Raw genomic sequence first — 551 nt, 5'->3', positions numbered from 1 at the left:
GAGGAAGAAGTTCTCGCAACCGGTCAAATAGTGCATATAGCGGTCATAGACCTCTTCGGACTGGATCGCGATCGCCTTTTCCCGGTTGGCCTCGAGCGCGGTGGCCCACGTTTCCAGGGTCCTCGCGTAGTGGAGCCGCAGCGACTGGACGCGCGTGATCTTGAAGCCGGCCTCCTCCGCGTGCTCCTCGACCGACGGGATCGTCGGCAGCCAGCCGCCCGGGAAGATCTCGGCCAGGATGAACTGGGTGAAGTGAACGACTTCGTGGGTCAGCGGAGTGCCCTGCGCCCTGGCCTCTTTGAATGTCGGACGCGTGATGGTGTGCAGCATCATGACGCCCTCGGCCGGCAGCACCCGGTGGGCCATCTTGAAGAAGTGGCCCCAGCGCTGGCGGCCGAAGTGCTCGAAGGCGCCGATGGAGACGATGCGGTCGACCGGCTCGTCGAACTTCTCCCAGCCCTCCAGCAGCACCCGCGTCGAGCGGTTCGTGTCCATCTGGTCGAACATCTTCTGCACGTGGTCGGCCTGGTTCTCCGACAACGTCAGGCCGA

Annotated in this window: 1 protein-coding gene; it reads right to left on the bottom strand. The window is 64.2% G+C overall.

Annotated features, from left to right (window positions below; translation table 11 throughout):
* Nucleotides 1-551, bottom strand: a 551-nt coding sequence (locus A5787_RS19445; protein ID WP_197507286.1) for a class I SAM-dependent methyltransferase, incomplete at both ends; no start/stop codon positions are given.

Source organism: Mycobacterium sp. 852002-50816_SCH5313054-b (assembly GCF_001667185.1).
Taxonomy (GTDB): Bacteria; Actinomycetota; Actinomycetes; order Mycobacteriales; family Mycobacteriaceae; genus Mycobacterium.
This window is presented reverse-complemented; position numbering and strand designations above follow the sequence as displayed.